General features: G+C 44.7%; 9 protein-coding genes. 3 read left to right on the top strand and 6 right to left on the bottom strand.

Annotation, left to right across the window (positions count from 1 at the left end):
* Positions 1–64: 64 nt before the first annotated feature.
* The 6 genes from HQN90_RS20630 to HQN90_RS20655 form a co-directional block, all read right to left on the bottom strand.
* Entirely contained in the window at positions 65–568 is a 504-nt protein-coding gene (locus tag HQN90_RS20630; protein WP_173222150.1) for a DUF2569 domain-containing protein, read from the bottom strand.
* A gap of 43 nt (positions 569–611) precedes the next feature.
* Positions 612–779 carry a hypothetical protein gene (locus HQN90_RS20635; RefSeq protein ID WP_173222152.1) on the bottom strand — a complete coding sequence of 56 codons (168 nt, stop codon included), beginning with the start codon at positions 777–779 and terminating at the stop codon, positions 612–614.
* A gap of 37 nt (positions 780–816) precedes the next feature.
* A complete protein-coding gene (locus tag HQN90_RS20640; RefSeq protein ID WP_173222154.1) occupies positions 817–993 on the bottom strand; it encodes a hypothetical protein in 177 nt (58 codons plus the stop codon).
* Between the two features lie 466 nt (positions 994–1,459).
* Positions 1,460–1,837, bottom strand: a complete 378-nt coding sequence (locus tag HQN90_RS20645) for a glyoxalase superfamily protein (protein ID WP_173222156.1) — start codon at positions 1,835–1,837, stop codon at positions 1,460–1,462.
* Between the two features lie 81 nt (positions 1,838–1,918).
* A complete protein-coding gene (locus tag HQN90_RS20650) occupies positions 1,919–5,173 on the bottom strand; it encodes a response regulator (protein WP_173222158.1) in 3,255 nt (1,084 codons plus the stop codon).
* 97 nt (positions 5,174–5,270) lie between these two features.
* Positions 5,271–6,551 (bottom strand): EAL domain-containing protein, encoded by a 1,281-nt coding sequence (locus HQN90_RS20655; RefSeq protein WP_173222161.1) that lies wholly within the window; start codon positions 6,549–6,551, stop codon positions 5,271–5,273.
* Between the two features lie 283 nt (positions 6,552–6,834).
* Here HQN90_RS20655 and HQN90_RS20660 point away from each other — a divergent pair, with 283 nt between their 5' ends.
* The 3 genes from HQN90_RS20660 to HQN90_RS20670 all read left to right on the top strand — a co-directional run bounded on the left by HQN90_RS20660 (position 6,835) and on the right by HQN90_RS20670 (position 11,917).
* On the top strand, positions 6,835–7,539 hold the full coding sequence (locus HQN90_RS20660) for a response regulator transcription factor (protein WP_173222163.1): 705 nt from the start codon (positions 6,835–6,837) through the stop codon (positions 7,537–7,539).
* A gap of 170 nt (positions 7,540–7,709) precedes the next feature.
* Positions 7,710–10,820, top strand: a complete 3,111-nt coding sequence (locus HQN90_RS39670; protein ID WP_173222165.1) for an ATP-binding protein — start codon at positions 7,710–7,712, stop codon at positions 10,818–10,820.
* Positions 10,821–10,822: 2 nt separating this feature from the next.
* Positions 10,823–11,917, top strand: coding sequence for a response regulator (locus HQN90_RS20670; protein ID WP_173222167.1), 1,095 nt, complete (start codon positions 10,823–10,825; stop codon positions 11,915–11,917).
* Positions 11,918–11,929: the final 12 nt, after the last annotated feature.

Below are 11,929 nucleotides of genomic sequence, written 5' to 3' on the forward strand. Positions count from 1 at the left end.
ATGGAGCCCTTGCAAGGCTCCTTTTTGATTATAGCATACAGTTCTCGGAACGTTAGCCTCAGGGCTATCGCACAAACGTATTCCTCACTCTTTCCGACGTAATAAAATAAGGAATCCAGATCGCACAGGCAACCACAGCACGAAAAACATCCTTAAGACTGCTTACTTCTTCCAAATCCCGAATGGACGGAATCATATTAAGCAGCAAGGTATCCACGATTGCAATGCCTAGACTTGTACTGTAAAAGATGATCATTAGCCGCGGCAATCTTGCTTTTCTCTGATACATATTCAGCAATATAAAGAGACAGAAAAAGAAAACGAGCACATTATAAAGCATTTCAAACACTAAAATAGGTCCCCATAACGGATGATAGTTCTCAGAATCAACAGATGTTAACCTATGCCATGTTTCAGGTTGGAAGGAGGGAAGCGTGTACGTGACAAACTGAAGAATAAACATCACCATTGTAACGTAAATTCCGATTTGAACAAGGATCAACCACCCTCCCAAACCCGAAAGTCCCCGTGGATCTTCATTTATGATTGGTGTTGAATTTGTTTCCAATGATTTACACTTCCTTTAATTAGTTTTATTTTAGAGTTCAATGCTACTTATCCATTTTCTTGAGTATCTTCTGCAGCGTAGCGTTTATATTGATTAGTGCCATGAAAACAAAACCCAGCATAATAAAAGTCACGATTTCTCGGGTGAAAATTGAGACGACAGCCAATATAACCGCATAACCCCCGTATAAAGAATTGCTTAGAAATTTCATTATCAACTCTTCCCTTCTTATGTATGGCTATCAGCCGCTATAAAAGCAGTCGAGACAACAAGATCACTATCAGAGGTCCAATTACTGCGAATCCAATACATAATGCAAGGATTTTCATTGGCAGTGACAATCCTTTGGATTCATTCATTTTATCTAGTTTCTGATTTATCTCCTTGAGCTCTTTCAGTATATCTTGGCTTAAGTTTTCAGACATTTATAATCCTCCTTTGAATAAAAGGAATTTCATCCCCTTCACCATATTACCATAATAAGGGAACTGGTTTTGGCAGTCCACTGCGCAAGCAAAAAACCTCCAAAACCACCGCCTCAGGTGGTCTTAGAGGCTCATGCGTAACACGAAGGGAACTACGATACGCTATTCGCGCAGATTTCGGCTAAATCAGGTGCGAGACGGAACTGGAGTCCTCTATTTGATCCCAGAAGCATGATATTGAGGGGGAATCCCCTAAATAACGTACCTTAGTTCCCTTTGCCAGGGAATATGACCATTTTGCCTCCAAATAGCGTATCCTAGTTCCGTTTGCCCAGAAATATGGTCGGTTCCGGTTCCGGTTTCGATTACGATTCCGATTCCGATTCCGGTTCCCGTTCCCGTTCCGCCCTGCTACGTTCGCCGGTTCCGCGTTCGCTACGCTCGCCGCAAGCGAGCAAGCCCTTGCTCACGTCAGTCTCTCGAACATATTCAGCTTATTCCCGAAGCCATCAATGACTGAGATCTCCCTGGTGTTCCAAGGGGTCGTTTCGAGGCCTGGGCGGAAATACTTGTAGTTCTTGGCTAGAAGCTTCGCATGCAAGGCTTCTATTCCTTGCACTTCGATATTCAGCGCTGCTCCAGGGCAGCAGTCGCCATGGTGTTCAGAAAGATGCAAGATGCAGTCTCCCTTTGAAACTTGCATGTAGATGGGGGAATCCTCATCGCCATGCTGCCAATCCAGCGTGAATTCCAAATAATCCAAGTAGAATTCTTTGGCCTTCTTCACGTCAAATATACGCAGAATTGGAGTCAATGACTTAAACTGTATTTCGGTGCTTGCCATACCCTAGAACACCCGCTTTCTTAAGAGGATACCTCCAAGTATTCCACTGACTGCTCTTGTTATCCTGCCGCGATCTTCGCATTAGCCGCAGATTCGCTCCCAGTCATCGCTTGCCCCAATGATCCGATCTATTTCATATTGTACGGCGGCAATGCCCTCTTTGCAGGCTTCTGTGGGACTTTCCTCGAAAAGATGCTTCTCCAACGCACAAACAGCTGCTAACAACGAATCTGCGTAGAAATTGGCAGCGATTCCTTTGAGGGTGTGAACCATTCTGCGGGCAACCTTGTTTTCCTGATTGATAACCAGGGGAAGTAGCTGTTCCGCGAATTGCGTGTAATCCTGCCTGAATTTCTCCAGCATGTACTGGAAGATGTGGGTTCTCTGATCAATATTTCTCATGACGCGTTCGGTATCTACACCTGGGATGTCGAATAACCATTTTAAATCCAGCCACTTCTCTATCATATCGGATAGCTGTTTTTCATCTACCGGCTTAATTAAGGTATCATTCAGGCCAAGCTTCAGAAGTTGAGTGTGATCCTGCATGAATACGTTTGCTGTAAGCGCAATAATCGGGATCTCTTTCATCGACTTATGCTGCCTAAGCTTCATTGTAGCTTCGTAACCATCCATCTCGGGCATATGAATATCCATGAGAATAAGCTTCCATGCCTGCTGTTCGATCATAGCCAGCGCTTCTTTGCCATTTCGTGCGATCACAGCTTGATATCCGAGCTTCTCCAGAAGATGAGAGATTACCAGCTGGTTGATCTCATTATCCTCAGCTACTAGGATGGAGCCCTTCGAAACGAAGCTGCCATTCTTCCATCCAGCATCATCCATCTTTGCCGTGGAAGAAGTCTCCATTCTGCGTATTTGTTGATTCAGCGCCTCTAAGCTCTTCCGTAATGTAAGTCGGCTAACCGGCTTTACGATAATCGCATCCGCTTGAATGTCTTTCGGAAGCGCAGACATTTCTTCCCTGCCTTCCAAGGTTGTAAACGCAATCACTTTGGTCTGCGAACGATCAATCGCATTCAATACACGCTGCCAGGAAGAACGCTGCTGCAGCTGCGCCATTTGCATATCGACGAAGAGGTAATCGGGTGCTGTACCTTGCTCGCGTTGTTCTTTTTCCAATATGGCAAGTAGGTCAGGCATGGATGCAACAGCCTCCACATGAAGCTGAAAGGAACTCAGAAGCTCGGTAATATGTTCAACCACGACTGGGTGATCTTCCGCCATAAGGACGCGGGTATTCCATCCTGGCAGATATCCAAGCTCTTGCTCGGGATTGTCCCTTTCCTCCACTTGCTCGCAATGTCCAAATAGAAGACTGAAATAAAACCGACTTCCAGTTCCAAGCTTCGTATCTACCTGCAGAACGCCCCCCATAGACTGGACCAAATGCTGGCTGATGACAAGCCCCAGACCAGTGCCGCCGTATCTTCGACTAGTGGATGTATCCGCTTGCGAAAAAGGTAGAAATAACTGGGACAACTGTTCCTTGGAAATGCCAATGCCCGAATCTTCTACGGCAAAGGAGATAATAACGCCTTCTTCGACATATTCCTCCAACTGCACCTTCAATCGAATATAACCATCTTGTGTGAACTTAATCGCGTTATTCGACAAATTAATAAGCACTTGTTCTAACCGAAACGGATCTCCGCTGACAATGTCCGGTAAATCCATCGACGTATCCAGCATCAGCTCAATACGCTTGCTACCTGCCGTAACACCCACCAGATCTGCGACCTTCTGGAGCGATGTTTCCAGCGAGAAGTCGACCTTCTCTAACGTCATTTTGCCCGCTTCGATTTTGGAGAAATCCAGGATGTCATTGATGGTTGCCAGCAGCACACGTGATGATGCATCCATTTTGCTCAAATAATCCTTCTGAATCTCGTTTAAATCGGTCCGCTGCAAAAGCAAAGATAACCCCATAATTCCATTGAGCGGCGTACGAATCTCATGGCTCATTCTGGCCAGGAATTGACTCTTCGCCCGATTGGATTCATCTGCTTCTTCCCGCTTCTTCAAATCCGTGATGTCATGGACAGTCCCGGTAACACCTGTAATGTCCGTTCGATCATTGTTAAAAAGAGGCGACAAGGTAACGTTATACATGTGCTCGGTGTTATCAGGCTGCAGAAGATTGATGGCGAATTGCTGTGTTTTCCCTCCCATAATCGTTTGCACAAAGGCTTTATCCCATTTCTGCGGATCATCCATCTGAACCACATCGGGTAATGGCTTTCCTTTGACCTGCGCAGGGGTGAGCTGATAGGTCTGATACATTTTAAAATTCGCAGAGGATATCTTTCCGTCCAAACGAAATCGAAAAATGAAATCTTCCGAATTCTCTACAAGCGTCCGGTACTGCTCATCGCGAACCTGCGCTCTCATCTGCGCGGTACGATGCTCGGTTACGTCTACCGCTGAGCCAATGACTTCATGAACAGAGCCATATTTGTAAATCGGCTGCAAGGTAACCAAAATGATATACCCTTCGAGGTCATATTCGTATGTGATGCGCTCGCCTTGCCACGCAATCTCATATTGCTGCATGAGGTATTCGGTAAATTCCTTCTTGAGGACAATGACTTCGTTCACTCTTTTGCCAATGAATTGACTTGGTCTCATGCCAATCTGATACAACAGTTGTCCTTCGATAAGGATGTACACGAAATGATCCCGATGCTTATGGAATTTAAACGTAAAGCCTGGTTGAAATCTCAGCATGTCGATAAGCTCTTGTTCCACTTGACGAATCTTTTGCTTATATTCCCTGGCTCGTACCAGATACCGAAGAAAACAAGCCACAATAAATACACATATCATTTGATACGTAATATAAGTCATAACCACACCAAGCGGCATTCGATAAATAAGCCCAATCATCGCATAATAAAAGAAAAAGAAGAAAGCTTCCCCATACAGCCATTTCAGCCAGTAAGAGCGTGTTCGCCGGAAAATGAATCCGGTTCCAACAATAGCAACAATGCCGATCAGCAGCTGCGGGATCTGGACAGAGCCCTCCATCAGGAAGCGCCCTGTCCATAAGAAAATAAATGTAATGGATAAGGAGACAAATCCGCCCAAATAGGCCGAGAGCAACAAGCCTACCCCGCGGAAATTAAGACTAATGTGATCACTAATATTGACACCGAAGTTAAGCAGAATAACGATAAGGATACCATGGGAAATCCCTACAAAAATTTTATACAACCAAGATGGCTTCTGATCGAGCTTCGTAATTATAAAAAATTGTTCAACGAAGATAACGAATACGGTAATAATAGCAAAATTAGTAATCAAATCACGCAACATTAGCAATCACCAACCTATTTTCAACTTAACCTGATCCGTTAGTACGACCTGACCGTCATTTCCGTGAGGGCAATCTCATAAGGCGCAGTCCCTATCTTTATATTACGCATATCTCTTGATGCAAGATGTCCTCAATCTGCTTCGCTTGGACTGGAGGGCTGAAATAGTAGCCTTGCACGAACCGGCAGCCGCATTCCTGAAGCACCTGAAGCTCTTCCTCCGTTTCAACGCCTTCTGCTACTACGAGCAGATTCAAGTTTCTGGCCATTGTAATGACCGTATTCACGATAGCCGCATTCACTTGTTTGATCTTCAAGCCCTTGATAAACGATTGATCAATCTTCAATTTATCAATGGGGAAATCCTTGAGATAGCTCAGTGAGCTGTACCCTGTCCCGAAATCGTCCATGGCTACGCGAATGCCCAGCATCTTCAATTGATTAAGCGTGTCTGCAACCAGCTTGACCCCCATACTCAAACTTTCTGTAATTTCAAGCTCCAAGTACTGAGGCTGTAGCCCCGTCTCTGCTAAGATTGTCTTAATCATGGCATAGAGCCCTCGATCCATAAACTGTCTGCGAGATAAATTAACGGCCACGAACATCTTGGGTAGTCCCGCTTCCTGCCAGACCCTGTTCTGCCTGCAAGCTTCCCTCAGCACCCATTCACCAATCTGGTGAATCAGACCGCTTTCCTCTGCAATAGGAATAAAATCGCTAGGCGATACATGACCAAGAACCGCGCTATGCCAGCGAATTAAACTTTCTAGTCCAACGATACGTTTCGTCACGATATCAACCACCGGTTGATAAACAAGGTGGAACTCCTGTTGGTCAATCGCTTTGCGCAAGTTGAACTCGATATCCATCCGTCTTTGAAATGTATCCTGCTTGTCCAGCAGCGCCTCAGAGATCGCGGCTTCCTTATTTCCATCGACAGGGATCGCGGATTCATAGACACGCTGAATGCCATTGTGGACAGCCATCTTGCAGCGTTCCAGGAAATAATCAGTCATCACGCCTGCATACGATTCTTGAGCCAACAATTGTGTATGGAAATAATCCGTCGCTCCGATCCGCATGGCTTGAATCGTTTGCACCGCACCTTCCGGCGTATGCGAGCTGAGCATCATGACTGGGATCGGATAATGGCTCATAATCAGTTGAAGGGCAATAAGTCCCTCCGAGTCAGGCATATCCAAGTCAATGATAACCAAGTCCGGTTTGCCTGTCAGAATGCAAGACAAGGCCTCATTGCCGTGATGAGCTGCACCTATAACCACAAATCGCGTCCCTTTCTCGAAAACAGGTGTCACCGCTGCACGGAACTCATTCGACTGACTAACGATAATGACCCCATACCTGTTCCAAAGATCCATTCTATTAACACCCCCTAAAAACAAATGTCCCCAATTACTGTTAATTCCATTTTACCTTCCACATATTAGGGCACTTACCTAAAAGGTATGAATCATTCAACTTTTTTTCGCTAATATTTTACTAACATTTTCGCATTAAATAATAAATAAAGCGGTTTACTCTTAAATTTCGACACCGTATAATAGAAATAATGAGTAAAGTGTTAGCAATCATTATTCCCTCTGTTCATTTCATATTTCATTTGTATTTGGAAACTACAGTTAGTTTGGGGGGAGTTTACGAGTGGACAGAATATTATTAATAGAGGACGACGATATTATCGGTGAGATGATCTGTATGTATCTGAAAGAGGAAGAATTCTTAGTCCTAAGATCACACAATGGTCAGGAAGGTCTCGCAGCCTTGCATGACTTCAAACCCGATCTCATTCTTCTAGACCTTATTCTTCCTGACTTTGAAGGCACCGATTTATGCAACTCATTGCGCAACATTACACCTGTTCCCATTATTATTATTTCTTCCAATGCCCGTGTAAGCGAGAAGATTGAAGCCTTCACCGTAGGCGCGGATGACTATTTATGCAAGCCATTCAGCATGCATGAGATGAAAGCAAGAATTCAAGCTCTATTACGTCGTTTTAAGCAATCACATCCCCCAGAAGTCCAGCAGCTCCCCGTTCAACAAGCGGTCACCGTACCGCCAATGGATCTGAACATCAACTTGGAAAAAAGAACACTTTATGTTCGCGGAGAATCCGTAGAAATGACCTTTTCCGAATTCGAATTGATTCGCTTGCTGTTTGAACATCCGGAGCGCGTGTACCGCCGAGAAGATCTCATCAATGCGCTGCGCGGTTTCGATTCCTACATTAATGATCGAGCTATCGATGTACATATTACAAATTTACGAAGAAAGATTGAAATCAATCCCAAAGAGCCCAAATACATCAAAACAGTGTGGGGTGTTGGATATAAATTCGTTCTCTAAACTGGGGACTTCATCCGTTAAGGATGGGGTCTTCTTTTTTTTGCTGCGGCTGACGAAGTAGAGAAAATCCAGAAGGCACATCGCTTTGTCGTTTATTGGAGGGGATCGAAGGTTTTTGTCGAATATAAGGGCTTTCAAAGGATTTCATCTTTTGGTAAAGGGGAGGAATTGTGCTCAAAAGGACTTTGGTTGTTTGCCTTATTGGTTTGATTTCTTTTTTGTTAATCCCGCTTTCTATCCTTAAGGATAATGATAAACAAATGAATATGCTGCAAGTCCGGGATGGCGTCATGGACCTCTCAGCGTGGAATTATAAACAGAATAAGCTCATCAAGCTGGACGGAACATGGGAATTTTATTGGAATCAATTATTAACCCCCGATGATTTCAAGCAAGGCGGCGCAGACAGGGTTGTGCCTTCCGCGTTTATGAAAGTACCCTCTCCATGGAATGGTAAACGAATCGACGGTTACCCTTTGCCTGCTTATGGTGTTGCTACTTACCGGATGATGCTGAAACATGTGCCTTTCAGTGGAGGCTTTGCCTTAAAGAAAACGAATATACGTTTTTCCAGCGTGATGTATGTAAATGGACAAAAGCTTGCCGAGGATGGAAAACCGGCAGCATCGGCAGCGGATTATCGATCAGGGAATGTTCCGCAAACCGTTTTCTTTGCTTCCGAAAAAGGCGATATCGAAATTGTCATTCAGGTTGCCAACTATGATTATTTAAATGCAGGCATACCGATGTCGATTTATTTTGGCGAGCAAACTGCCATGATAGAGCTCCTTCAGAGGAACATCGCACATGAATTCAGCACGTTTGCTATTCTCGGCACCCTTGCTCTTATTTATATCATCTGCTTTGTGACGGCAGCATTATATGGAAAAAAAGATAATACCTTGTTGGTATTCGCAATTATTTGCTCGCTTTATGCCATTTTTAACGGCTTAATCGGGGAGCGGCCTCTCTTATTATTTTTAGACGGAATATCATTCGAGTTCATCTTTAAAGTAAAAGACATTTGTTCACTTTTGAGCTTCATCGTCCTGACCATCTTTTTTTACCAATTGCAAAAAAGCATTGTCTCATTAAAGTTTACTCAAGTTGTGAGTATGGTACTGGGCGGTTATCTCATTTTGGTGGCTGTTCTCCCGATTCGCGTGTATATGGTGATTCAGCCTTATATTATTTTAGTGTATGAGCTAATGATTATTTGGTTGCTATTGAGAATTGCCGTGCTTTATATCCGAAGTGCCGAAAAGGATCGCTTGAAGTCTTTCCTATTATTCATGGCTATCCTCTGTATTAATCTGTATTCGCTGGATGTCATCATGCTGGCCTTCTCGCTCAAAGAAAATCTCTGGCTGGGACAATTCTATATTGTTATTTTTAATGCCATGCTTATCGTATTGATCGCGATTCGTTTTTTTGAGGCTTATCATACGATAGATGATATGAAAAATCAGCTGCTCCAACTAGACAAGATCAAAGATGATTTTCTTTCCAATACATCGCATGAACTGAAAACGCCTTTAAATGCCATAGTTAGCATAACGGATTCCCTTCTCAAGGGAGTAGAGGGGCCGATTCCCGATAGGCAAGCACAGAATCTGGCTGTGGTCATGGACAGCGGAAAAAGATTAACTCATTTGGTCAACGAATTGCTCGATTATTCCAAAATGAAGCATGGAGATATTGCCCTGTTTAAAAGCAGTATGGATTTGAGGGCTGTCGTCGATTCCGTAATCAAAATTCATGGGTTTCTGCTTGGCGGGAAACAGATCATGCTTGTCAACGGAGTTTCCGTAGATAGTCCTGTGGTATACGCGGATGGCAACCGTTTGATACAGATTTTCCATAATTTGATTGGCAATGCCGTCAAGTTTACAGATCGGGGTGTTATAGAAGTCAGTGCTGAGGTGATCCGTGACATGGTTGAGGTTCGTGTGAGGGATACGGGTCTTGGGATCCCGCCGCATATACAGGCTCGCATATTTAATGCCTTTGAACAGGCTGATCCTTCCGAAACCAAAAATGTTGGGGGAACGGGCCTCGGATTAAGCATAACGAAAAAATTAGTAGAGCTTCACGGCGGTCAAATTCGGGTGGATTCTATTGAGGGACAAGGATCGGTATTTAGTTTCACCATTCCGTTATCCGTTACGACTTCGAGGAAAAGCAATAGATTCGCCGAGGAGAAAGAACGTTCGCCGATCGATGTCAACATCTCCTATCCCGAGTATCCTATCTATGTCCAGGGGGAGAAAGACGAACCTATTCTCGTGGTTGATGATGATTTCGCCAACCTCCAATCCATGTTTAATTTACTCAAGCTGGAGGGATATTCCTTTGTTGTTGTGAATCGCGGGCAGATGGCGCTGGATGAGTTATCGAAGAACAGGGACTTCTTTCTGGTTGTGCTGGATATGATGATGCCGGGCATGTCCGGCTTTGAGGTGCTGCAAGCGATTCGGGAGAGGTTCTCTCCCTTCGAACTGCCGGTGCTGATGCTGACGGCCAAAAATCGAGTTACCGATATGATCTTATCGATGGAAAACGGGGCGAACGATTTTGTCGGGAAGCCCTTTGAAGCCGAAGAGCTCTTGGCTCGAGTAAGAAGCCTGACCCGACTGAAAGCTTCCGTAAAAAGCTCGAAGGAAGCCGAAATTGCTTTTTTACGTTCCCAGATCAAGCCTCATTTCTTATACAACGCGCTTAACTCCATCGCCGCACTTTGCATGGATGAGCCTCAACAGGCGGAGGAGTTGACCCTGCAGCTTTCGCAGTATTTGAGAAGCAGCTTCGATTTCGAGCAATTGGATTCGCTAACGACTATCCAGAACGAATTGGAGCTGGTCCAAGCGTATATCAATATCGAGAAGGCTCGTTTTGGCTCCAGATTACAAGTGGAGTACGATGTGGATGCCAATCTGGAAATCGGGCTTCCCCCGCTTATTTTGCAGCCGCTAGTGGAAAACGCCATACGGCATGGCCTTATGTCCAATTTCCGCGGAGGTACGGTCCATATATCTGTTAAGCAGAACGCAGAAGGCATGGTCAACTTTGTCGTAGTGGACAACGGATGCGGTATGAGCGAGAGCAAGCTTGAGGAAATACGGTTAACGGATACGGAAAGGAAAGGCGTTGGACTGTGGAACATAAGCCGGCGTATCAAGCTTCTTTACGGAAAAGACATTCGTATTGAGAGCGAGGAAGGAGTAGGGACGAAGGTTTTCTTTGCCATTCCTGCACACCCGCCCAGACAGATTGGATTATAAGCATGCTTCGTGCCATCATCGTGGATGATGAGGAATTATCGATAAAAAGGTTGAAAAATATCCTGATCAATAGCGGGGAGATCGAGATTTGCGGTATGTTTCTGAACCCGGTGGAAGCATACGCGTTTGTGCAATCCAATCCGGTCGATGTTGCTTTCCTGGATATTTCTATGCCGGAAATTAACGGAATGAAGCTTTCCGGCCTGTTGTTTGAACTCGATACTTCCCTAGACGTGGTTTTTGTTACCGGGTATGACAATTATGCCGTGCAAGCCTACGATATGAGCGCCATAGATTATTTATTAAAGCCTGTCACTACCCAGCGAATGTCCAAAACATTGGACAAAATCAGAAAAAAACTTCGGGTCTCTGCTGTTGAGCCTTCCATAGCGATTCACCTGTTCAATGGACTGAAGTTGTACCGTAGAGATCAGAATAACGAGCAGATTAAGTTGAGAAGCCCGAAAACCGAAGAGCTGTTTGCCTTTCTTGTTTGCAAGAGAACCGTCAGCCGGGAAGAAATCATTGATACCTTATGGAGCGGCCTGGAACCGGAGAAGGCGTGGAAAAATCTGAACTCGACCTTGTACTATATTCGCAAAGCGATTAGCGACAGTAAGGCGGTACATTGTATTCTTGCAGACAGAAACGAAATTCGGATTGATGAGAGCGGCGTTTATTGCGACTTGTATGAATTGGAACGGTTAATAAAGAAGATTCGACTAGCCCCAACGAACAACGCCGAACTGTTCGAACAAGCGGAAGCGCTATATACGGGACAGCTCTTGAAAGGAAAAGCTTATGAATGGGCGAGCGCTCCAATGCGTCAGCTCGAACAGAATTATATCTTACTGCTGGAGGCAGCTGCCAGACTCCATCTGCAGAGGAGCGAGCCGTTAAAATCATTGCATTACTTTGGCGAAATTCTTAAATTGGATGCTCTGCGGGAAGACGTCAGCCATGAAATGATCCGTTTGTATATCGGTCTCGGGAGGAGAAATGAAGCGCTGCGACAATATCGTATACTGGAAGCAACGCTGCAGCATGAGCTCGGAACGAAGCCTGATCCTAGTATTATAGACCTGATTACAAGTTAAATGAATGAATAG

This window comes from Paenibacillus alba (genome assembly GCF_013204855.1).
Taxonomy (GTDB): Bacteria; Bacillota; Bacilli; order Paenibacillales; family NBRC-103111; genus Paenibacillus_E; species Paenibacillus_E alba.